Below are 19753 nucleotides of genomic sequence, written 5' to 3' on the forward strand. Positions count from 1 at the left end.
AACCAATGCAGTTTAGTGAAAACACAAAAATATCAGCGAAACTGCTGGCGCTTGCCGCCAGCATGCTGGTATTTGCCATTTTTATTATGCCGCCCCTTTACGACGCCTTTTGCGAGATTACCGGCCTGAATGGAAAGACCGGCGGGCGCTATGAGGCCGTGCCCGCTGCCGTTGATACCAGCAGACTCGTTACGGTGCAGTTTTTGGCGAGCAATAATAAAAATATGCCCTGGACATTTGCCCCGAGTGTACTGTCGGTAAAAGTGCATCCCGGTGAGATCATGGATACCGTATTCCTGGCCTTTAACCCAACGAACAGGGACATGATTGGCCAGGCAATCCCGAGCCTGGTGCCGTTTAAGGCTGCGGAATATTTTCACAAAACGGAGTGTTTTTGCTTCAATCAACAGGCACTCAAGGCGGGAGAGGGGGAGGAATTACCCCTGCGCTTTGTTGTCGATCCGGATCTTCCGCCAAGTGTCAATACCATCACGCTCTCCTATACGCTGTTTGACGTTACAGAGAGGGTCTCAAACAACCCCAACAAGAGTAGAACCAGCTCCGCGCGAGAGGGATAAAAACTATGGCTAGTGAAAGCAGTTACTATGTGCCAGAGCAGTCCAAACTGCCAATATTTGCCACCATCGGCTTGTTTTTGGTTGCCTTTGGCGCTGCGAATTGGATCAACGATGGAAGCTCCTATATTTTCTTTACCGGCGCTTTAACCATGGCTGCGGTTTTGTGGTTTTGGTTTGCTGCGGTCATCAGGGAAAATATGGCCGGCTTGAACAGCGAGCAATTGAAGCGCTCTTACGTGTGGGGCATGGGGTGGTTTATTTTTTCCGAAGTGATGTTCTTTGCCGCCTTTTTCGGCGCCCTGTACTACATTAGGAATTTTTCGGTGCCCTGGCTTGGGGGAGAAGGGGCGCTGGGCTCCTCCAATATGTTGTGGGAGGATTTTCAAAGTACCTGGCCTTTGTATGTTACACCGGACGCCGCCGCCCATGGGGATAATGCAAAATTTCTCGGGCCAAAAGCCGTCATCGATCCCTGGCACTTACCGTTGTGGAATACCCTTATTCTGCTCTCCTCCAGCGTTACCGTGCATATTGCCCATGTGTTCCTGAAAAAAGGCCAGCGCAACAAGTTCAATGTTTGGCTGGGGCTTACCGTGTTACTGGGGATTGGCTTTCTCTATCTACAGGCAATGGAATACTACGAAGCCTACCAACATCTGGGGCTGACACTGGAATCGGGTGTCTATGGAACCACGTTCTTTATGCTCACGGGCTTTCACGGTGCGCATGTCACACTGGGAACAATTTTGCTGCTGATTATGCTGTTGCGCTCCGTTATTGCCCATCATTTTAAACCGGATGATCATTTCGGGTTTGAGGCCGCCAGCTGGTACTGGCATTTTGTGGATGTTGTTTGGGTCGGCCTGTTTATTTTTGTTTATGTGCTCGGTGCCTGATAGTGGGGTTCAGCAAAATACGCTCCCCGGGTGAATGGTACTGCTTGCAAAGCGGATACACCCCCGCAGCTAGTATTTTTGTGCCCAGGGAGCCGTTTTTGCCAAAATGCCACTTTCAAATCCATACCAGATTGCCACTAACAACAGGGCAGCAAGAGCGATTCTGACACCCAGGGCATACAGGGTACGCTTTGACTGGGGGGCGCCCATGTCTTTCAAAAGAAAAAACAAGGCGCTGGACAGGCTGGCCAGCACCGCCAAAAACAGGGCCACAATTAGTAGTTTCAGCCACATATTACTCTTTTCCACCACCGGTTGTAGTTGTGCATGACAGTGGATATTCCATCTTTGCCAGCGAAAAAGATCAGTGTACCACTGATTCGTAACTGGCCTGTAACCCTGCTCTCCGCCGGGCTTTTTCCCATTCTGATTGCACTGGGGCTTTGGCAGTTGCAAAGAGCCGGAGAGAAGGCGGTGTTAAGCGCTGAACTCAACGCCAGACTCTCCGCACAACCTGTAGAGCCGGCAATGATGCGTGGATTTGAACGCTATACCCCGATCAAATTAACGGGATTTTTTGCTGAAGACTATTTTCTTCTGGATAATCGCACCCGCGCCGGCCGTATTGGTTATGAGGTCCTGCAGGTTTTTGTTACCCCCGAGGCACACTGGCTGATCAATCGGGGATGGGTTCCCGCACCCAACCGACGCACACGCCTTCCCAAAATTCCGGTTTCACAGGGAATAAGGACTATAAGCGGCTTTCTATATCCAGTAGCCAAATCAACACCAACAAAGCATTTGCCAGAAACACTTCCAGAGCGCAGAATTCAAAGCCTGGATACGCGGTTTACACGCGCACTGGGGGTCAATAATGAAAAGTGGTCCCTACGGCTCAGTGCCGATTCAAATGCCGCTCTGGTCACAGACTGGCTGTGGATAAACAGCGGACCCGAGCGTCACAGAGCCTATGCCCTCCAGTGGTTTACCATGGCCGTGGTACTAGCCATTCTGTGGGCGTTTACCGCTACCCGTTTTTCCGCACTTTCCAAGTATGAAAATAAATAGAAGTACATCGAGGAATTTTCAAAATGGAAAATAATGGCCGGGCACCACTTTCCGCTCACAGCTCCCAGGGCAGTCACTTCCCAAGGCGGAGGAAACTGCAGGGTATCTCCATTGTCGCTTCCGTCGTACTGCCTATCGTTGCCGCCTATATCGTTTTTTATACGGGTACCGGTTTGCCGGAAGGCACGCTTAATCAAGGCGAATTGCTTCAACCGCCGGTCAACCTCTCAGAGGTGTCGTTTATTCAAGGCGAAGAGGAAGTCTCGCTCATCGGAAAAGACGCCCCCAAATGGCGCTATTTAATACTAAGTGGTATGGCGTGCGGAGAGGAATGCGAGAAACTTTTGTACACCAGCCGACAAGTACATATCCGCCTGGGTGAGAAAGCCAACCGTGTGGAAAGACTGCTGGTCACCGGTGAGCCCCTGACAGCCGATAAGACAGAGAAACTCAGGCAGGAGCATCCCCGCCTGAAGGTGCTGCAATTGAACCGGGAGCGCTTGCTGGCCCTACAAGAGCAGACCGCCCACCAAAATATTGCCGATATCAGAGCGGTACTCATTGACCAGCAGGGTTTCGCCATGATGGCTTATGACAATCACCATAGCGGAAATCAGTGGTTAAAGGATATTAAACGTTTACTGAAGTACTCCTATGAGCAGTAGTGGGGCAGAAATGCAACCGATTGTCGTTCAAAAGCCGCGCTCTGGATGGCGGCTGAGACTGGCTCTGGCCGCTTGTGCCCTCGCCGTCGTGGTGGTTGTGCTGGGCGCCTTCACCAGGCTGGTCGGGGCCGGTCTGGGGTGTCCCGACTGGCCGGGCTGCTATGGTCATCTCACCTGGCCGGACGAGCGACATGAGATTCAGATAGCCAACAGCGCTTTTCCCGATGCACCAGTCGATGTCAGCAAAACCTGGCCCGAGATGGTGCATCGCTATTTTGCCGGCGCCTTGTTATTACTGGTAGCTGCCCTGACCTGTCTCGCCTGGCGCCGCCGCGCCCAGCGGACGTTTAAGCAGACACAAATCCTGATGGCCCTGATCCTGCTGCAGGCTGCCTTCGGAATGTGGACAGTCACCTTAAAGCTGTGGCCACAAGTGGTGACTGCCCACCTGTTGGGCGGTATGGCGACACTGTCGATGTTGTGGCTGATCGTCGAGCGTCTGCGCAAGCGGGACCGGTATATCCCCCTGCATGCGTTTCGTGCCCTGCAGAATTTACGCCCCCTGGCACTGTTGGCCGCCGTGGCGGTTGTGTTTCAGATCGCTCTGGGCGGCTGGACCAGTGCCAACTACGCGGCACTGGCCTGTGTGGATTTTCCCACTTGTCAGGGACAGTGGTGGCCACAGGCGGATTTCCGCGAGGGCTTCAATATCGCCCAGCAGATTGGACCAAATTATCTCGGAGGCGCCCTGGAAAGCGATGCGCGCACAGCAATCCATTTCACCCACCGCCTGGGCGCCCTGTTGGTAACACTACTGGTTCTGTCCCTGGCGGTACGGGCCTGGCGTGCAGCATCACGGGCATGGGCCCTGGCCCTGGCTGGCGCGGTGCTCTTACAGGTGGGTCTGGGAATCGCCAATGTGTTGATGTTCCTACCCCTGCCGGTTGCAGTGGCACACAACGCCGGAGCAGCGTTGTTGTTGCTGGTTATTTTAACCTTCTGCTACCACCTACAAATCACCCAACCAGTGAATGTAAACCGGGCAAATAATGTCTTGAAGCAAACACAATAACAGGCGGAATTATGGCCATTCACTCTGCGAGAATACAGCACTCTGGCTGGCGGGATTACTTTGAACTCACCAAGCCCCGGGTGGTGCTGTTGATGATTCTCACCGCACTGATCGGCATGTTACTGGCTGTTCCAGGTGCGGTTCCCTTGCCCGTACTGCTACTGGGAAACCTGGGTATTGCGCTCTGTGCCGGTAGTGCTGCCACGGTCAATCACCTGGTTGACCGGCATATTGACATTAAAATGGCGCGCACCAGCAACCGACCAATAGCGAGAGGCAGGGTGGAACCGCGCAGGGCGCTCCTTTTTGCCCTGTTACTGGGCCTGCTCGGACAGTCGATCCTACTCTTTTTTGTCAACGCACTCACTGCCTGGCTAACCCTGGCTTCCCTTCTGGGTTATGCGGTGATTTACACCATGTTTCTGAAGCGCGCCACACCGCAAAATATTGTTATTGGGGGCCTGGCCGGCGCAGCACCACCACTACTCGGCTGGACAGCCGTGACCGGGGAAATCCACGGGCACGCCCTTTTGCTCGTTCTGATTATCTTTGCCTGGACCCCGCCGCATTTCTGGGCGCTGGCCGTGCATCGCAAGGAGGACTACGCCCGTGCCGATGTACCCATGCTGCCGGTCACCCACGGCGTACCCTATACCAACCTGCATATCCTGCTGTATACCTTTATTTTGTTCGCTGTGAGTTTACTGCCCTTTGCCACGGCCATGCTCGGTTGGCTCTACCTTCTGGGGGCTGTTGTGCTGGGTCTGGGCTTTTTCTACTGGAGCATTGCCATGCTGCGGGGCCGTGACCCCAACGCCGGTATGGAAACCTTTAAATATTCCATTATTTATTTAATGGCACTCTTTTGCATTATGTTACTGGACCACTACCTGATAGCGGTATAAATCAATGAACAACACAATCGGGGAACTCACCTCTCAGCAAAAACGCGGCATCTGGATCACGGTTGCCATTCTGGTATTGTTTATAGTGGCCGTTCTGGCGGGCTTTTTGCACAAACTGACTCAACCGCGGGTGATTAGCGATGCAGAGCTACGTTTAAATGGTGCGGTAAAATTACAGCGGGCACGCATCCTTGATAACTTCCGCCTGATTTCTGACACCGGTGAGACATTTGATACAGAAAGCCTGGCCGGGCAGTGGACACTGGTATTCTTTGGCTTTACCCATTGTCCCGATATCTGCCCCACAACCCTGTCGACCCTGAACCGCTTTTATCAAATGCTCGACGAAACTGCCCGTGCAGACACGGATATTCTGCTGGTCACTGTCGATCCCAGCCGAGACAGGCCAGACGTGTTACACCAATATGTCAACTACTTTAACAAGGATTTTCGCGGTGTTACCGGCGATTTCATTGAGATCAAACGTTTTGCCAGCCAGCTCAATGTCCCCTTTAATAAAGTAGTACTGGAAGGTGACAACTACACCGTGGATCACGGCTCCCAGGTGGTGCTTATCAATCCCCTGGGACACTACCATGCCTTCTTCAAAGCCCCCCTTGATCCATCCAAAATGAAGCTGACCTATGGCTCCATCCGGGCGACGTTTAATGGATAACAAGTGCCCGGCCTGATGGGTCAGCTGTAATTGGGAGACAGACATCAACGCTTTATCAAGGCAGGGATTGGCCCCTATGGAAAGTTCACCGTTCAGCTGGCAAAGGCGCTTTCGCTGATCAATACCCTGCTATTTGAACGGGCATATCTCTCACCGTCTTTCTTGGTGACAATCGTCTACTGGGAAATTGTTCCCTGGGGAGTGATATAACGTCTGGGAGAGGGTGAGCAGAAAACTCTGACCAGCCTACAACGCCAGGGTGCTCCGGTGATTCGCTATTGGGGAATACTCCACCGCCTCGCTCTTTACTGAGTCTTCGCACCTGCAATTCCATGGTAGCTTTTCTCACTGCCATGCTTCACAAGTCATTTTTCTGTCTACCTATAGTCAACAGCCAGCTGCGTAGCTTCCCGCTTGAATTTTAGATTAAAGCTGCTTTTTATAGTGGTGTTTTTTTTCATCTGACCTTCCTTTTGGGTGGTAACCCCGAAAGCACGGACGCAGATTTTTTGCATTCGGCACCTTTACTTGTTTAGATTGAAAACATCTAATACTTCCAAGTTGCCAAATTCTGGGTAATGGGTAAGTATTTTTTCTTTGACTGCGTTTAATTCTTGTCCACTAATTCGTAAAGCCTCATCATGATTTGTACTTGCTGAAGCAGCTGCCCCAATCACTATGAAAGAAGTAATTTCATTTGTTGATTGTCCATCGTAATCACCGATGTAGTATATGTATCCAGGTTTAACTTCAAATTCTGATTCGATTTCATTGATATTTATTTCTTTCTTACTGATATAGCCACCTGATGCAGCCAGCCTTGTTAGCGAGTTAATTTTATATATACCTGGTTTTACACCCACCAAATCAATTGGACGATAATTTTTAGGTAGATGGAGTTCTATAAGGGTAAGTTTCGAGTTGGATTTTTCCTTTAATTCTAAAGCCAGCCTTGCATAGCTTTCACGAGTACTATGTATAAAACTACCCGCAATATATCCATTCTCATCAAGGGGTATAGAATCGTTATTTTCACGAAGTTGAGGGGTTGTGCAGCCAGCACAAAAAAGCATAACTAAGATGATAATATATTTTTGCACTCTTTCATTCCTAATCATAACGTTGCCCACCGGAAGCGCGCTCTTTGCGCACCCCTGCCTGCCTGGTTGTGGCTGCGGCGATGGCTTTACCCAAGTACCGGACCTGCCTGAGCGAACCGCGAAAGCCACATTCTACAAGGTGTGACAGCAAGAATAACACACTTGTAACCAGCGCCTTTTTTCTAAATGCTGGGCCGCCCGCTAGTGATAGTTTGCTAATGAGCAGAAGAAAATTGGCAGTAAGTAAGCGGACGGGCAGCGATCGCCGACGCGCTTACCTCCCCATAGTGACCGCATAAGAAGGTAAGCGCTTGCGGTACTTCTTAGAGCTGCACCGTCTTATTCGAAGTCCACTCCGCCCCTCAACGTTACGTTTTTTCATTGGGGCGGTGCTTGAATGGCCTGAGGATGGCTGGGGGCTGATCGGTTGGGTCCTTCTCCAGCGCCCAGGCTTCTTCCAACAGCTGCAGCAAACGCACGGCCCGCATCACCCGGTTACCCCTGCCGGGCGCAATGTGCAGGTCCACAACCTTATCTCTGATGGCGACCGGCGTGATAATAAAATACCCACCCAGGTCCAGTGGCTGAAACAGTCGACAGGGTAAGATAGCCATCTTTATAAGCTCCTTGAATCGCCGGTGACGGAAAGGCGAGCGCATAGCACCGTTTTTCTCGCCAGAGGCGCGGTCCTTGTAGGAAAAAAGGGAAACTTGCAAGGTGCGCAGCCAGAGAGGCGGTGCGCGGCTGAAGTAAAAGACCACACCAATCATCACGCAACGCCACAGCACACTCCGTCGCCAGGGGCGGAAGTGACTCGAAAAGCTCGCCTTCAGGGAGACGTTGATTGAAGACGAACGAGTGTATGGCGTATCATTCAAGACAGCCTCGCTAGATACTTTGCTTATCTATTGGGGTTAGCCATCTCTCGGTGTTTGCCGCACTGGGAGGTGGCGTTTTTCTCTCATTTACGCGGTCATGATGCGGTCCTTCTTTATTTTTTGAAGATTGGTTGTGGTGATGGATTTCCCGCGAGCGTCCCCGTTATCGGGCGTCTCGCGGGCGGAATAATGGTTGTTGCACTTTTTTATCTATTTTTTCTTTGCTTGCGCTGATGAAACAGCTGGGCGCTATGGCAGCAGACCTACCGTAATCGCTTTTTACAAAGAATTCAATCAAGGTAAAGTTTTAGGCGACACCAAGTTTGGTTCCCCCACCACTGGCGAGGCCGTTTGCGGTGTACCAGGGCATCAGCCATCCGCTCCGTGGGAATCCTGGCCTTGTTCGCTAAGGGATATCTGGGTGAAATTTCGCACTCCGAATGGCGCGTGTCAGTGAACCGTCATATGCAGACCCACAGGTGTGCTGGTGTGCGGCAGGCGGGTTCTTAACAGACACTTGCCCTAAGATAGACAACAATTTACCTGAGTAGACCATCAATGCTTTTGTAATGGCTCGCAAAAACTTCCTGTTTGTATTTTCGGCCAACGCTGTCAATGCGTTCTGTTTGCACCTCAGTTTTATTCATACCGCTTAGCTCCACGGTCTTGGCCCGTACAGGTGTGCTGTGGAGGTGCTTGAGCGGGTTTCTCACTGCCAATTTGTAGAGGATTATAAGGCGCTGCCACACCTATTTATCAGTGCCATCAATGCGAAAGTACTATAAAATTGAGCGTTTTTAGAAACCACTATGAATCCACTTCGTTCCCATCTTGAGGCTGTAGCCTCTGCTTTGCAACATCCCGCGATGAAAAATCGAGCCCGGGGACATTGGGACCATCAAAGCACTGGCCCCATCGCTTCTATTGCACCGCCAGCTGATTCTTCGGCGATCCGAACACTAGAGCGTAAGTTGGGACGGCCCCTACCAGCAACGTTGGAGAAGATCCTCACTCAGGTTTCAAGTAACATCGAATTTTCATGGTTTTTTCCAGCAAAAAAAATAGATAAACAATGGGGCTCGGATATAGAAATTCAGGCTACCCCCCCTGAACGTTTTCTGGAATGGGACCGGGGTATCGAGCCCGGGAAATCTCCACCCGAAGTGGCGATACGCACCCCAAAGTTCATATCAGGAGCATTAAATTTTGGGGTCAACAGCATACTGGCGGCAGGAAATGGCTTTCCATGGGTCGGGGCATATGATTATATGCGAGATATAAGTGATACCCCAGAAGAAATAGCTCATCTGGATCTTATTGAAGAATTTATGGGATATGGTTTTCCGATTTTTAATGTCGAAAATGGGGATTGGTTAGCAATAGACCTTCGCGATAGTAGAGAACGTTTGTTGTATGTCAGTCATGAATGTGAGGATGCAGGCATAGAGCTTGACTTGACATTACCTCAATTTTTAACCCACCTCACATGGCTCGGTCCCATTCCTCCCCATGCTATTCAAATATTAGATTTCTCGACCTCTGTCAAAGAATTGGTTCCGGGAGATTTTCGTATTCTAGAAGCCCGTTTCGATGCAGAAAGTGAGCATGGTACAGCTTGGCGAAAATGGTTCTGGCAGAACGTATCACTAGCGCACCCTCATCCGAGCCTTCTCGAACGTTCTTAATGCAGCATGCTGTGGACTGTAAATAAGCGTTGCATGAACTACATACTTTTCTGAAATCTGTTTTTCATATACCGCTTACTATGGAGACAAATTCCTTAGTCTAACCGTATCAGCATTCAAAAATAGAACCTCCACCAACAATCTGGTAGGATCGCCTTCCTATAACAACACTGGCTCAGATATTACCTCTAGCCAAGTGATGATAATATTCCAAATGGCGAGAGCGGGATTATCGCCACCGAGGGCGTGTTTACCATGTCCAGGGTATCCAGGGCAGTGTCAATCAAGGCGAAACTCTTTCCTGGATAGTCTCCTCTAGCGCATTCGATGATAAGGCCGCGACCGCAGCCACGGGCAATATCACCGGAACTTCTGCCTTTGCTGCCGGGGAAGCTGGTGATGACGACACCAGCCAAGCGTTCAAATTTACCTGTGTACCGATCACATGGATTCGCAGCTAGAAGTTGGTTCCTTATTGCGATATAAAACCGCAAACTGCCTCAAGTATGCCACCACAATACTCGTGATTGGCTGTATTGATTTGTTCTTTTGACAATTAGTTCGCACACAACACAATTGCTTAACCCTCGGTAGACACCTCATTTATTGCTCTGTTTTTATTAAAAGAAACTACAACATACTCATCACAGTACCCATACTTAAAATCTGGATCTGGTCCAAAATTATAATCACATACTATAAAATTGGCTTCTGATGGATACAATCCGATTCTGTTAATTCTTAACAGCTTAAATAAATTATCCTTTTTCTCTTTTCTTGTTCCATTCGCAATCGCCGATTGAACCTTGGGTTCAACAAATTCCATACCCTCTTCCAAATTGTATAACCAATCTTCAAGATGATTATCTACTGCCCCTTCTTTATGTTGATAATTACTATGGATAGCATCGTGTGCAGTGCACTCTAATTCAGCAAGTTGTTCTAATGTCGTTTTTAAATTCGATGCTATATTTTCAGGGTTTTCACCTTCCTTTAAAGGCTCCATGTTAAGGTCTACAGATACCTTATGCCCATTAATTTCGATTTCTATGTCGTGATCGCTTTCCTCGTCTACGTCTAAATTAACTACACCAAAAAAGGGTAATTCTATTGCTTTCATAACAAAAAAATCCTCGTGATCTTAACACTTGTAGCATGGGCATGAACTAATAAGGTGAAAGCCCTTTGTAGGAAGGTTACCATCCTTAACGATTCATGTCGCAATGAGATGTTCACTACTGGCGAATGGCAAGGGTGAATCACCCTGGGCGTCTCAGAGGCTAACTTCCTTGAGAGAATCAGCCAATGAGCAAACGACCCGGATACGTGCGCGGCAAAAGCCAGCACCCCATCCCCTCACAATGCCTCCAGTTGAAAACTAAAAGAGTGGTTACCCATAGCTGAAACAGAAATCTGGATATTTAGCTTCTGGTCCCAAGTCACAGGGATCAGGAATTACAAATTGAATGCTCTCACCGATGTGATAATTCATTTTAGAAATGACCGGCCCTTCAAGGAGGAGTGCCATAGCATCGTGGGCTGCCTCCAGAGCAAAGTCGGAAAATCTTGAATACCATAAATCCAATCCTTCAAACTTTGGAATCTGCTCCACCATGGCATTCGCATTCGCTAAGCCCTCTGATAATCTCACAGGTACCGGTAGCTTCCGGGCCGATACATTGACCTCGCAGTTCCTGCAGGCTTTGTCGAAGTTGTACCAGCAGATCCATCTGCTCCTCAACTCGGCGGATATGCTCATCAACCAGCGCATTGATTTCCGCGCAGTTCTCAATTGGCCGCGTCTTGAGTTCGAGTAGGCTTCGGATATCTTCCAGCGACATATTCAATGAACGGCAGTGGCGAATAAAGCATAATTGCTCCAGATGAGCCTCAGAATAAAGCCGGAAATTCCCCTCGGTTCGCGCGGGTTCGGGCAGTAAACCCGCCTGTTCGTAATAACGCACAGTTTCCACTTTACAGCCGGCCCGCTTGGCGGCTTCGCCAATCCTGTAGGGCATGTAGGCACCCCCTTGACTCTATAGTTACTAGAGGGATTGTAATACTGGCTCATCCTATGAGCTATCCGAGAGTGGACCATGGAAAAACGCGATACTGGCTGTGGTTGTGAAAAGCCCAAAGAACCACTTCAACAGCCGAGTAATAATACCGTCAATAAAGACGGAGAGACCTCCCTGTTCTCCATTGGCAAGATGGACTGCCCAACCGAAGAAAGCCTGATACGCGCCAAGTTATCCAGCATTCAGGGGGTCTACAGCCTCGACTTCAATCTGGTACAGCGAATCCTGACTGTCGGCCACAAACCCGGCATGGATCAGTTGATCCTGGATGTACTTGCACCACTCGACCTGGATGCCAGGCTGGCCACCCGGGAAGATACCGAGGGCGCCCCTCCAACAGCCAAAGCCAATTGGTGGTTGCTTGGGGCTGCAGCCATAGCCGCTCTGGCATCAGAACTGGTGTATTGGCTGCAAGGGGGCAATACCTGGCTTGTATTTGTGTTGGCTTTGGCTGCCATCGCAAGCGGCGGCCTCTCCACCTACAAAAAGGGATGGATAGCGCTTAAGAACCTCAATCTGAACATGAATGCCCTTATGTCGATTGCGGTTACTGGCGCCATACTGATTGGCCACTGGCCGGAAGCCGCCATGGTAATGGTGCTATTTACCCTGGCGGAGCTGATTGAAGCCAAATCATTGGACCGCGCTAGAAATGCCATCCGGGCGCTACTGAATCTAACCCCGGAAACCGCCACTATGCGTCAGGAAGATGGGCATTGGCATGAAACCAACGCAAAGAAAGTCCCTTTGGGAGCCATTGTCAGAGTCAGGCCTGGCGAACGTATCGCCCTTGATGGGGAGGTGATAAAAGGCAACTCTGCAGTTAATCAGGCCCCCATTACTGGGGAGAGCCTGCCTGTAGACAAGACAGCTGGCGATGAACTTTTTGCCGGCACTATTAATGAGTCTGGCGCGCTTGAATATAAAGTAACCGCCGCTGCCAATGATGCCGTACTGGCCCGGATAATTCATGCGGTAGAGGAGGCCCAGGGGAGCCGCGCACCGACACAGCGGTTTGTCGACCAGTTTGCCCACTGGTATACGCCCCTGGTTTTCGCCGTAGCACTGGCTACTGCACTACTTCCCCCGCTCTTTTTTGGCGGCGCCTGGATGGAGTGGATATACAGGGCACTGGTATTACTGGTTATCGCCTGCCCCTGCGCCCTGGTAATCGCTACCCCCGTTACGATTGTCAGCGGCCTTGCAGCCGCAACCCGTCACGGCACCCTGATCAAGGGCGGCGCTTATCTTGAGCAAGGACGTCGCCTGCGCTGGATTGCACTGGACAAGACCGGCACCATTACCCACGGCAAACCCGAAGTGACCGACTTCGAGCCCAGATCCGGGACACAGGTCGATAAAATCCAGGTAATTGCTGCCAGCCTGGCCTCCCGTTCCGATCACCCGGTTTCTCAAGCCATTGCAGAATATCTCCACTTGGAAAAATCGATCCTGGAAGAAGTCGAGGCTTTCGAAGCCCTGACCGGCCGTGGGGTCCGCGGTGAAATTGCCGGTAAAGGTTACTATCTGGGCAATCATCGTTTGGTAGAGGAGCTGAGGGTCTGCAGTCCAGACTTGGCGCTTCAATTGAGTAATTTGGAATCCCAGGGAAAAACTGTCGTTATGCTGGTGGGAGAATCCGGCGTGATCGCCTTATTCGCGGTAGCCGACACCGTCAAAGAATCCAGCCGCCAAGCCATCGAGGAACTCCACGAGCTGGGGGTAAAAACCTTGATGTTAACCGGTGATAACCAGCATACCGCCGATGCTATCGCCCGCGAAGTGGGCATTGATCGTGCCGAAGGTAACCTCCTTCCAGAAGATAAGCTACAGCAAGTGGAGTCCCTTGCCGGTCATGGAAGAGTTGGCATGGTCGGGGATGGCATTAATGATGCTCCGGCACTGGCGCGCGCCGACATCGGCTTTGCCATGGGAGCTACAGGTACAGACACCGCCATAGAAACTGCCGATGTTGCCCTGATGGATGACAAACTCGGAAAAATTGCCGGGTTTATCCACTTATCACGCACCACGGCCCATATACTTTGGCAAAATATCATTCTTGCCCTCGGCATCAAAGCGATATTCCTTGTGCTCGCCTTTGCCGGAGAGGCCTCTATGTGGATGGCGGTGTTTGCGGATATGGGTACCAGTCTGCTGGTGGTATTTAATGGGTTACGATTGATGCGTAAGTGACCTGCTGCGGGACTTCGTATACAAGTTCAGTTCAGTAAATTGCTTTAAACTTCATCCATCCTGCAGGCCCAAGGATGCAAGAAGGTTACCCTTCGGCGATTTACTCACTACTCAGCATCAATAAACCTTATTTTTCCATCTTCTGTTGCAGTCGAAGTAATAAAGTGAATCACCCTGGGCCTCTCGGAGGCTAACTTTCTTGAGAAAATCAGCCAATGAGCAAACGACCTGGATAGTCTCCCGAAGTACGGGAACGCGCAGTTCGCATGGTGTTGACCGGCGAACACTACCGCGCGATTGCCTCACGTTTCGACAAGCCCAAAAGGTGCTATCAAAGCATAGTAGCTATGGCCTGTGTCCTCCTGTGGCTACCTATGTGAAACGGGAACAGCCCCTAGCACGGAAGCGTCGAAAATGCCGAACCAACCATATTAGCTATGCTGTTTATTATCTCAGTGGTCACTCGTGCTTGATTAAGCGCGATATCAACCAAAATGCCAAATATGACCGCAATATACGCCAAGTAACCAAAGCCCATATAGTCATTGTATAGGATCGTATAGAACCAATCTTGACCGTATATATAGATGGCTGACGAAAAGATTGTAGCCAAGACCAAGAGCATCCCAGGCAAGAACAAGTGAGTTACTGCTTTCGGCTTAGCAAGAGATACGACCAGCAGAATGAAAAACATCAAGAAATTTGTTCCGAGAAATACACGAAGATCAAGTTTTAGATTGCTAACTATTTCTATATACTTTCCCTTTATGAGATCACCGAGCGTATCTTGTGCTATTTTAATGCTTTTTAGCCGATCAAGATAACCAAGTGTTATTGACTGGGCCACAGCTTTTTTTCGCTCACAGTCATAACCACACATAGAAGCGATTACACTTGCAATTTTTTCTGGCAGGTTATTATCAAGATTCAGTTGGATTTGTTCTGATTCTACTCCCAGCTTTTCAGCAATATCCAACGCTTTGCTTGCAACGGTAGACCCGCTTAAATGTTGTTGCTTTTGCCGAACTTCCTTCTCAATCTGGTATTTCACGAAACCTTTTGTCGATTCTTCTATAACCTCGGGTGACACGAATGTAATAGAAAATAGAGCCCCAAAAAGTAGAATTCCAAACAACCCGATTGATTTTAATGTGATATTCATAGTTGCCTAAACATTTAAGCCAAAGACGTTTGCATAATGAAGAATGAGATATTTTTCTTCTTAAAATCTATATTTTATCATAGAGCGTCTTTTGTATCCCTTGGATTCAACTCTGAAGTGCATCACTTGACGAGGTAGGAAAAGAAGCCAGCTGAAGGTAGGCTTAGCCGCTTTTTCTCCGACCAAAGAGATGAAGTGATGACCAAGGATTACAATCAGCTGACTTATGAGCAAAGATGCCAGATTTCAGTGTTAATCAAAAGTGGTTTGAGCCAAAGGGTGGTAGCTAGAACCATTGACGTAAGTCAATCAACGATCAGCAGGGAGCTGGCCAGGAATACTGGCGGTAGGGGGTATCGTCACAAGCAGGCGCAACAAAAGGCAGAGCAGCGGCGCAAAGATGCTGTCAAACCCACTAAGATGATCCCCGCAATGATAGCTCTCATTGAGTCCAAACTACGTTTAGAGTGGAGCCCAGGGCAGATCTCGGGTTGGTTACTGGAGGATCAAGAGCAGCTGATTAGCCACGAGAGCATTTATCTCCATATTTGGGCGGATAAGCAGGCTGGAGGAGACCTTTACCTACACCTTCGCCGGAAGGGCAAGAAATACGACAAGCGCCGTAATGGTAAATCGACACGGGGTCAGATAAGGAATCGAGTGAGCATAGATGACCGCCCTACGGTTGTTGACGACAAATTACGCATAGGTGATTGGGAGATAGATACAATGATAGGTAAAGGTCACAGCGGCGCCCTGATTACCATCGTAGAGCGGGTGACTAACTTCACAGTATCCGGACAGGTTAACAGCAAGAGTGCTGCAGACGTTACCCAGGCCACTATCGCACTGCTGCGCCCGTTTAAAGAGGTTGTTCACACCATTACGGCTGACAATGGGAAAGAGTTTGCGTATCATGAAAAAATCAGTTCAGCGCTCTCTGCAGATGTCTTCTTTGCCCACCCTTATAGCTCTTGGGAGCGAGGGCTGAATGAAAATACTAACGGCTTGCTGAGGCAATATTTCCCGAAAGATACAGACTTGAAGAAAGTGACACAGGTGGAGGTGAGAAGAGCGGTGAAAAGACTAAATTCTCGCCCAAGAAAAGGGCTGGGATATAAAACACCAAGTCAGTTAATGAGCAATCATAGGGCTGTGATGCACTTCGGAGTTGAACCAAGGCTTGAGTATACTGACATATGCTTCAGATCGACTAAGAGATTTGGAATGTATAAAATGCCAGATTTTAAAATGAACACGTAAAGGAGCTTTGTGAATGAGCCAGATGAGTAATAAGTCTGAAAATGCGCTGAATGCCATCTGCCCGTACTTCACTATGTTTCCTCTAGAGTACCCTACAAGGGTATTAAAGAAATACAAATCTTCAAATCCAATTGTTGTCGATCCATTTTGTGGTCGTGGCACAACACTCTATGCAGCTCGAAAATTGGGGCTGGATGCTTGGGGATTAGATTCATCACCCGTAGCTGTCGCAATTGCAAAAGCAAAACTTGCTAGTTGTAACCCCGATGAAGTCATAAAGCTCGCTCAAAAAATAATCATCGAAACTACACCCTCTAACATACCAAGCTCTGAATTTTTTAAATGGGCATACCATGAAGATACTTTGAAGCAGCTTTGCGCTCTACGCAAGGGCCTATTAAATCGAAATAGAGATAGTAACGCTTCAGCTGTTCTTCGTGCGGCAGCACTAGGATGTCTACATGGTCCCTTGAACAAAAGAGAAGGTATACCTTCATATTTTTCAAATCAGATGCCTCGCACATTTTCCTCTAAGCCAAACTATTCTGTTAGATATTGGAAAGAAAGAAAACTGAAACCAAAGCCGGCAAATATAGTTGATGTCCTAGAAAAAAAAGTCCGTCGTTTACAGGGATTGTCAAATGAGTATGTAGGAAATCATAACCAGATTATCTTTGGTGACTCTAGAAAACCTATAACAATGACTAGAGTCTCTGATAATTTTTCAATGGTTATTACATCTCCTCCTTACTACGGTATGCGAACTTATGTACAGGATCATTGGCTCCGAAATTGGTTTTTAGGGGGGCCTGATGATGTTGATTACATAGTAAGGAACCAGTTAGATCACAACGGACAAGAAAACTTTGCTGAATCCCTCGGCGATGTTTGGACGAATATGGCGTCCTCGAACGCCAATGAACTGAGAATGTTTGTTCGCTTTGGCATAATCCCATCTGCTAAGGTTGATACAAAATCCATCTTCCTAAGCTCTTTGGAGTCCTCCGGCGAACGATGGAGGCTAATTTCAACCCGCAGTGCAAAAACAGCACAGGAAGGAAAGCGCCAAGCGCGTCAAATGAATTCAAAATCACAAGCCGCTGTCGAGTTCGATTTTCATGTTCTCCGACAGTAATTAGCAGCCCAGCGATTAACTTATTTAGTTGTGTGCCACCTGAGTTCTACTTCACGCGCTCCGGATTGAAAATTCACACCATGAGATTCACGTTCGCCACAGAATTCGTCAATGTAGGATTTAATTGCAATAGCCGACTCAGCCACATTTTTGTCACCTGGTAAATGATAGGCCAAAGATTTTGGCATGATCATAATACATTTCGCCATTGCTCGTGATACCGCTACATTAGTTCTTTCGAGCTGAAGTAGAAATTCTTCTTCTCCCTCGATGATTTCTGTATCACCGACACCAAAAGACACAATAATTGTCTGTCTCTGTCCACCCTGAAATCGCTCTACAGTATCAACCGATGCATACAATTTATCAGGGTCGGCAGCAGGAAAAAGCTCCCGCAACTTAGAAATAACAAGCGCTTTTTGAGCTTTATGCGGTGTCACAATGCCTACGGCTTTATCAAAGAAGCTGCCCAAATCATTTTTTTCATGTTTAACTGACTTTTGTGTACCATCGAGCGATGCACTAATACCTGTATATAATGACCACACGATTGAAACGACTAAATCCACTTCATCTGGGTTAGCTTGGGAAGAAGCAATATCTTCATGCACTAAAGTAATAGCGGACTTATCAGGATCTATAACTGATTCAAAAAGCGTTGAACTAGGTAAGCTCACAGGCAAATGTTGCGAATTAGAAATGCGATGAAGCTTAAGATCAGGATTCTCTGCGCGAAGCTCCTGTGGGTAATCAAGTAACTTTGCATAGTCAACAATCGCTTTACATGACCGGTAGTTGATCAGCAATGGAAACGTTGAAATTTTAAAGCGTTCCAAAAAATAGCTCTGAATACTTCCAACCAAATACTCTGCACCCGCCGGCGCATCTAAACTGAAGATTGGTGGCATCTGCTTGTGATCACCTGCGACTGTAAGCTGTCCCTCTTCCTTCAGTACAGATAGAGGTCTCAGCCCCAATGACAGAGAAACCTGTGAGCTTTCGTCGATCACTGCGAAATCGAAAAGCGGAACAATCCGTTTATCGTACCCCAACTCAGCAACAAAACCGGGAATAGCATGCGCTGAGGTCGCAACAACAGTAATTGCTGTTGGATCCTTTATGCTGTTCTGTAAATCATAAAAAAGTGGATCTTTTCTCGTAAACCGGAGGCTGCCGCCTCTTACATGACTACTGACCGCTGGAAAAGACTGTGGATCACGCGAACGAGAATATCCCATATAAATTTGGCAGGGAACAGTGGAGTCACTATTGATTGATTTGACCAGTCGGCCTGTTAATTCCTCCACCGCTCTATAGTTCGGTCCAGTTATCAGTATTTTTTTACCTTTCTCCGTTCGAATAGCCTCATCTATAGTAGAGTGGATAAGAGCCGAAAGGGTATCAGTCTTTCCTGTGCCAGGAGGCCCCCACATGATACCTAGTTGTTGCTTGGCACAACCTTTTACAGCTTTCTGTTGGCTCTCGTTAATAGGAAACTGATTGACTGTTTTGGCTTTATTGAGAAGATCCTTTAATTCACTGCTATCTCTAACATTATTTTTAGCTAGGGACTTTGCCTCCCACAGGAATTTTGATACTGGAGTAACGGGGTCTGTACCAGACTTTTTCTTAGCAGACTTTCTTCCTAAAGCTGTTACTGCGCTCGAATCGGCTTTTGCCGTAGAAGGATGCCCTACCTCCCGCAAAATTTCATTTGTGGTCTTCGAGTCATCGTAGGGCTCTCCTTCCATCAAGAAAATAGGGATATCACAGTTGCTGACAATCGCACTATTCATTATGGCTTCAAACAATGTGCTGAATTTTTGACCATAACCCGAACTAAATTTAACTTTAACCCGTCTGCCAATTCGATCAAAATGAACAAGCTCCACACCTATCAGCCTGTTTGTCCTCACGCTTAGTTGCTGTGGATCGATCACAGAGAAGCCTGGTTCGTTAGAAAATGAATATCCAGTCCGTATAGGAAACCCAGGGTCAGACATTATTCCAAGTACTAGATAACGGCTTTCTTCTATCTTGGATTCTGTCGAATCTTCACTTACTTCGAATTCAAAGTAGTTAGTACCCAGTATTGAAAGTTTTCTGGTCAGTACAATAGCTTTATACGATGCTTCTAGGCTCTCTCCGTGGTATGTAAATTCACACATGCGTTCAACCCTACTTGTCGCAGCATTGAGTAAATATCCACCGGCAAAGCCGGTGGCTTTAATCGTGAACCGCTCAAAGCGGTCTGTACGGAACTAACGTTCCTTGAGCCCCCAAAGGGGGCTGCCTATATCTTCATACCAAGTTCAGTTACTCTACTCGCCGATCTTCCTTCTCCTGATGACGAATATACTCCCTGATCACATTCTCATCACGACCAACGGTGGACG

At 48.4% G+C, this 19753-nt stretch carries 18 protein-coding genes and 3 pseudogenes; 12 read left to right on the top strand and 9 right to left on the bottom strand.

What is annotated here, in order from left to right; translation table 11 throughout:
* Positions 1-5: 5 nt before the first annotated feature.
* Complete coding sequence (locus Q1A48_RS01790) at positions 6-578, top strand: cytochrome c oxidase assembly protein (protein WP_299940345.1); 573 nt, start codon at positions 6-8, stop codon at positions 576-578.
* Between the two features lie 5 nt (positions 579-583).
* Positions 584-1474 carry a cytochrome c oxidase subunit 3 gene (locus Q1A48_RS01795; protein WP_299940347.1) on the top strand — a complete coding sequence of 297 codons (891 nt, stop codon included), beginning with the start codon at positions 584-586 and terminating at the stop codon, positions 1472-1474.
* Positions 1475-1543: 69 nt separating this feature from the next.
* Here Q1A48_RS01795 and Q1A48_RS01800 read toward each other — a convergent pair whose 3' ends face one another.
* The gene (locus Q1A48_RS01800) at positions 1544-1768 is read right to left on the bottom strand and encodes a DUF2909 domain-containing protein (RefSeq protein WP_299940349.1); all 225 of its coding nucleotides are present in this window, start codon (positions 1766-1768) and stop codon (positions 1544-1546) included.
* A 54-nt stretch (positions 1769-1822) separates the two neighbouring features.
* Between Q1A48_RS01800 and Q1A48_RS01805 the strand changes: the two genes are divergently transcribed.
* Genes Q1A48_RS01805 through Q1A48_RS01825 form a run of 5 tightly spaced genes read left to right on the top strand, consistent with a single transcriptional unit; the run spans position 1823 to position 5860 of the window.
* Entirely contained in the window at positions 1823-2542 is a 720-nt protein-coding gene (locus tag Q1A48_RS01805; RefSeq protein ID WP_299940352.1) for an SURF1 family protein, read from the top strand.
* Between the two features lie 23 nt (positions 2543-2565).
* Positions 2566-3207: a hypothetical protein gene (locus tag Q1A48_RS01810; protein ID WP_299940355.1), complete on the top strand. Its 642-nt coding sequence runs from the start codon at positions 2566-2568 to the stop codon at positions 3205-3207.
* 10 nt (positions 3208-3217) lie between these two features.
* Positions 3218-4279, top strand: a complete 1062-nt coding sequence (locus Q1A48_RS01815; RefSeq protein ID WP_299940358.1) for a COX15/CtaA family protein — start codon at positions 3218-3220, stop codon at positions 4277-4279.
* An 11-nt stretch (positions 4280-4290) separates the two neighbouring features.
* Complete coding sequence (cyoE, locus tag Q1A48_RS01820) at positions 4291-5184, top strand: heme o synthase (RefSeq protein WP_299940360.1); 894 nt, start codon at positions 4291-4293, stop codon at positions 5182-5184.
* A gap of 4 nt (positions 5185-5188) precedes the next feature.
* Positions 5189-5860 carry an SCO family protein gene (locus Q1A48_RS01825; RefSeq protein ID WP_299940362.1) on the top strand — a complete coding sequence of 224 codons (672 nt, stop codon included), beginning with the start codon at positions 5189-5191 and terminating at the stop codon, positions 5858-5860.
* Positions 5861-6384: 524 nt separating this feature from the next.
* Here Q1A48_RS01825 and Q1A48_RS01830 read toward each other — a convergent pair.
* Together Q1A48_RS01830 and Q1A48_RS01835 are read right to left on the bottom strand one after the other, a co-directional pair.
* A complete protein-coding gene (locus Q1A48_RS01830; protein ID WP_299940366.1) occupies positions 6385-6960 on the bottom strand; it encodes a hypothetical protein in 576 nt (191 codons plus the stop codon).
* A 368-nt stretch (positions 6961-7328) separates the two neighbouring features.
* Complete coding sequence (locus tag Q1A48_RS01835) at positions 7329-7730, bottom strand: hypothetical protein (RefSeq protein ID WP_299940370.1); 402 nt, start codon at positions 7728-7730, stop codon at positions 7329-7331.
* Between the two features lie 917 nt (positions 7731-8647).
* Between Q1A48_RS01835 and Q1A48_RS01840 the strand changes: the two genes are divergently transcribed.
* The gene (locus Q1A48_RS01840) at positions 8648-9523 is read left to right on the top strand and encodes a hypothetical protein (RefSeq protein WP_299940372.1); all 876 of its coding nucleotides are present in this window, start codon (positions 8648-8650) and stop codon (positions 9521-9523) included.
* 580 nt (positions 9524-10103) lie between these two features.
* On the opposite strand, the gene Q1A48_RS01845 is transcribed toward Q1A48_RS01840, so the two are convergent.
* The 3 genes from Q1A48_RS01845 to cadR all read right to left on the bottom strand — a co-directional run bounded on the left by Q1A48_RS01845 (position 10104) and on the right by cadR (position 11541).
* The gene (locus Q1A48_RS01845; RefSeq protein WP_299940374.1) at positions 10104-10643 is read right to left on the bottom strand and encodes a DUF2004 domain-containing protein; all 540 of its coding nucleotides are present in this window, start codon (positions 10641-10643) and stop codon (positions 10104-10106) included.
* Positions 10644-10913: 270 nt separating this feature from the next.
* Positions 10914-11138, bottom strand: a complete 225-nt coding sequence (locus tag Q1A48_RS01850; protein ID WP_299940376.1) for a hypothetical protein — start codon at positions 11136-11138, stop codon at positions 10914-10916.
* Entirely contained in the window at positions 11113-11541 is a 429-nt protein-coding gene (cadR, locus tag Q1A48_RS01855; RefSeq protein ID WP_299940378.1) for a Cd(II)/Pb(II)-responsive transcriptional regulator, read from the bottom strand. The genes Q1A48_RS01850 and cadR overlap by 26 nt, the downstream gene beginning before the upstream one ends.
* Positions 11542-11619: 78 nt before the next feature.
* On the opposite strand from cadR, the gene Q1A48_RS01860 reads away from it, so the two are divergent.
* Together Q1A48_RS01860 and Q1A48_RS01865 are read left to right on the top strand one after the other, a co-directional pair.
* On the top strand, positions 11620-13797 hold the full coding sequence (locus Q1A48_RS01860) for a heavy metal translocating P-type ATPase (protein ID WP_299940379.1): 2178 nt from the start codon (positions 11620-11622) through the stop codon (positions 13795-13797).
* A gap of 281 nt (positions 13798-14078) precedes the next feature.
* Positions 14079-14177 (top strand): annotated as a pseudogene (locus Q1A48_RS01865) (IS5/IS1182 family transposase); the annotation flags it as partial.
* A 14-nt stretch (positions 14178-14191) separates the two neighbouring features.
* Here Q1A48_RS01865 and Q1A48_RS01870 read toward each other — a convergent pair.
* The gene (locus tag Q1A48_RS01870) at positions 14192-14959 is read right to left on the bottom strand and encodes a hypothetical protein (protein WP_299940381.1); all 768 of its coding nucleotides are present in this window, start codon (positions 14957-14959) and stop codon (positions 14192-14194) included.
* A 198-nt stretch (positions 14960-15157) separates the two neighbouring features.
* Here Q1A48_RS01870 and Q1A48_RS01875 point away from each other — a divergent pair.
* Together Q1A48_RS01875 and Q1A48_RS01880 are read left to right on the top strand one after the other, a co-directional pair.
* Positions 15158-16090 (top strand): annotated as a pseudogene (locus Q1A48_RS01875) (IS30 family transposase); the annotation flags it as partial.
* 145 nt (positions 16091-16235) lie between these two features.
* Complete coding sequence (locus Q1A48_RS01880; RefSeq protein WP_299940382.1) at positions 16236-17357, top strand: DNA methyltransferase; 1122 nt, start codon at positions 16236-16238, stop codon at positions 17355-17357.
* A gap of 20 nt (positions 17358-17377) precedes the next feature.
* On the opposite strand, the gene Q1A48_RS01885 is transcribed toward Q1A48_RS01880, so the two are convergent.
* Positions 17378-19525 (bottom strand): AAA domain-containing protein, encoded by a 2148-nt coding sequence (locus tag Q1A48_RS01885; protein ID WP_299940383.1) that lies wholly within the window; start codon positions 19523-19525, stop codon positions 17378-17380.
* A gap of 148 nt (positions 19526-19673) precedes the next feature.
* A pseudogene (locus Q1A48_RS01890) lies at positions 19674-19753 on the bottom strand (IS200/IS605 family transposase); the annotation flags it as partial.

It is taken from the genome of uncultured Microbulbifer sp. (assembly GCF_947489355.1).
Lineage (GTDB): Bacteria > Pseudomonadota > Gammaproteobacteria > Pseudomonadales > Cellvibrionaceae > Microbulbifer.

Excerpts from the sequence above, each read along its gene's own strand:
- Q1A48_RS01790 (WP_299940345.1), top strand. The coding sequence starts at position 6 with ATGCAGTTTAGTGAAAACACAAAAATATCAGCGAAACTGCTGGCGCTT.
- Q1A48_RS01795 (WP_299940347.1), top strand. The coding sequence starts at position 584 with ATGGCTAGTGAAAGCAGTTACTATGTGCCAGAGCAGTCCAAACTGCCA.
- Q1A48_RS01800 (WP_299940349.1), bottom strand. The coding sequence starts at position 1,768 with ATGTGGCTGAAACTACTAATTGTGGCCCTGTTTTTGGCGGTGCTGGCC.
- Q1A48_RS01810 (WP_299940355.1), top strand. The coding sequence starts at position 2,566 with ATGGAAAATAATGGCCGGGCACCACTTTCCGCTCACAGCTCCCAGGGC.
- Q1A48_RS01815 (WP_299940358.1), top strand. The coding sequence starts at position 3,218 with ATGCAACCGATTGTCGTTCAAAAGCCGCGCTCTGGATGGCGGCTGAGA.
- cyoE (WP_299940360.1), top strand. The coding sequence starts at position 4,291 with ATGGCCATTCACTCTGCGAGAATACAGCACTCTGGCTGGCGGGATTAC.
- Q1A48_RS01825 (WP_299940362.1), top strand. The coding sequence starts at position 5,189 with ATGAACAACACAATCGGGGAACTCACCTCTCAGCAAAAACGCGGCATC.
- Q1A48_RS01835 (WP_299940370.1), bottom strand. The coding sequence starts at position 7,730 with ATGATTGGTGTGGTCTTTTACTTCAGCCGCGCACCGCCTCTCTGGCTG.
- Q1A48_RS01840 (WP_299940372.1), top strand. The coding sequence starts at position 8,648 with ATGAATCCACTTCGTTCCCATCTTGAGGCTGTAGCCTCTGCTTTGCAA.
- Q1A48_RS01845 (WP_299940374.1), bottom strand. The coding sequence starts at position 10,643 with ATGAAAGCAATAGAATTACCCTTTTTTGGTGTAGTTAATTTAGACGTA.
- Q1A48_RS01850 (WP_299940376.1), bottom strand. The coding sequence starts at position 11,138 with ATGGTGGAGCAGATTCCAAAGTTTGAAGGATTGGATTTATGGTATTCA.
- cadR (WP_299940378.1), bottom strand. The coding sequence starts at position 11,541 with ATGCCCTACAGGATTGGCGAAGCCGCCAAGCGGGCCGGCTGTAAAGTG.
- Q1A48_RS01860 (WP_299940379.1), top strand. The coding sequence starts at position 11,620 with ATGGAAAAACGCGATACTGGCTGTGGTTGTGAAAAGCCCAAAGAACCA.
- Q1A48_RS01870 (WP_299940381.1), bottom strand. The coding sequence starts at position 14,959 with ATGAATATCACATTAAAATCAATCGGGTTGTTTGGAATTCTACTTTTT.
- Q1A48_RS01880 (WP_299940382.1), top strand. The coding sequence starts at position 16,236 with ATGAGCCAGATGAGTAATAAGTCTGAAAATGCGCTGAATGCCATCTGC.
- Q1A48_RS01885 (WP_299940383.1), bottom strand. The coding sequence starts at position 19,525 with ATGTGTGAATTTACATACCACGGAGAGAGCCTAGAAGCATCGTATAAA.